The sequence below is a fragment of the Streptomyces yerevanensis genome, from assembly GCF_000716805.1.
GTDB classification, from domain to species: Bacteria; Actinomycetota; Actinomycetes; order Streptomycetales; family Streptomycetaceae; genus Streptomyces; species Streptomyces flaveus.
Map to the genome: position 1 here is coordinate 1 of NZ_JNWJ01000170.1, position 1,891 is coordinate 1,891.

Annotated in this window: 1 protein-coding gene; it reads left to right on the top strand. The window is 72.0% G+C overall.

Annotated features, from left to right (window positions below):
* Nucleotides 1-76 precede the first annotated feature (76 nt).
* Nucleotides 77-1,885, top strand: a complete 1,809-nt coding sequence (gene kstD, locus OP79_RS48775) for a 3-oxosteroid 1-dehydrogenase (protein ID WP_051745908.1) — start codon at nucleotides 77-79, stop codon at nucleotides 1,883-1,885.
* Nucleotides 1,886-1,891 lie beyond the last annotated feature (6 nt).

Sequence of the window (1,891 nt, forward strand, 5' to 3'; positions counted from 1 at the left end):
GGGCGCCGGGGCCCCTCGTGTTCCCGGGCAGCACAGCACGGCCTCCCTTTCCCTGACCAGACTGGAGAGACCTGCCATGTCCACCCACGCCGATCCCGTCAGACGTACGTCGCTCTCCGCCCCTTCGCGCCGCCGTGTGATCGGTGCCGCCGGCGCCGGCCTCGCCCTCGCCGGCGGGCTGCCGTATCCCGGCGGCCCCTACACCAACGCCGCCGACGCCGCCGACCTGCCCCTCCTCGGCACGTACGACGTCGTGGTCATCGGCTCCGGAGCCGCCGGTATGACGGCCGCGCTCACCGCCGCCAAGCAGGGCCTGACGTGCGTCGTCGTGGAGAAGGCGGGCACCTTCGGCGGCTCGGCGGCCCGTTCCGGCGCGGGCATCTGGATCCCCAACAACTCCGTCATCCTGACCGCCGGGGTGCCCGACACCCCGGCGAAGGCCGCCACCTACCTCGCGGCCGTGGTCGGCGACGACGTCCCGGTCGACCGGCAGAAGGCCTTCCTCGGCCATGGGCCCGCCATGCTCTCCCTCGTCATGGCCCACAGCCCGCTGCGCTTCCGGTGGATGGAGGGCTACAGCGACTACTACCCGCAGTTGCCCGGCGGGCTGGCGCAGGGCCGTTCCATCGAGCCCGACCAGCTCGACGGGAACATCCTGGGTGCGGAGCTGGCCCGGCTGAACCCGGCGTACATGACGGTCCCGGCCGGCATGGTCGTCTTCAGCGCCGACTACAAGTGGCTCGTCCTTTCCGCGGTCAGCGCGAAGGGGCTCGCCGTGGCCACCGAGTGCCTGGCCCGGGGGACGAAGGCGGCGCTGCTGGGCCAAAAACCGCTCACCATGGGGCAGTCGCTGGCGGCGGGGCTGCGCGCCGGGCTGCTCAGGGCGAACGTGCCCGTGTGGCTGAACACGCCACTGACCGAGCTGCACCAGGAGAACGGCGCCGTCACCGGCGCGGTCGTCACCCAGAACGGCGCACCCGGACTGCTGCGCGCCCGCCGGGGCGTCATCGTCGGCTCGGGCGGCTTCGAACACAACGCGGCCATGCGCGAGCGGTACCAGGAGCAGCCGATCGGCACCCAGTGGACGGTCGGCGCCAAGGAGAACACCGGCGACGGCATCCGGGCCGGTGAACGGGCAGGCGCGGCGCTGGAATTGATGGACGACGCGTGGTGGGGCCCGGCGATCCCGCTGCCCGACCAGCCGTACTTCTGCCTCGCCGAACGCACCCTGCCCGGCGGGCTCCTCGTCAACGCGGCCGGAGCGCGCTTCGTCAACGAGGCCGCGCCGTACAGCGATGTCGTCCACACCATGTACGACCGCGACACCCCGAACGCCCCGCACATCCCCGCCTGGCTGATCGTCGACCAGAACTACCGCAACCGCTACCTCTTCAAGGACGTCGCGCCGACCTTCGTGTTCCCCGACGCCTGGTACGAGTCGGGCGCCGTCCACAAGGCGTGGACACTGGACGCGCTGGCCGCCTCGACCGGCGTACCCGCGGCCGCTCTGCGCGCCACCGTCGACCGCTTCAACTCCCTTGCCAAAAGCGGCGACGACAGCGACTTCGGGCGCGGCGACAGCGCGTACGACCACTACTACACGGACCCCTCCGTCCGCCCCAACTCCGGCCTGGCACCGCTGTGGCTGGCCCCCTACTACGCCTTCCGGATCGTTCCGGGCGACCTCGGTACCAAGGGCGGTCTGCTCACCGACGCCCGGGCGCGAGTGCTCAGCCCGGACGGCTCGGTGATCCCCGGGCTGTACGCGGCGGGAAACGCCAGCGCCGCCGTCATGGGCCGCAGTTACGCGGGCGCGGGCTCGACGATCGGACCCGCGATGACATTCGGGTACATCGCGGCACGGGACATCGCGGCGCGCAGATGATTCGTC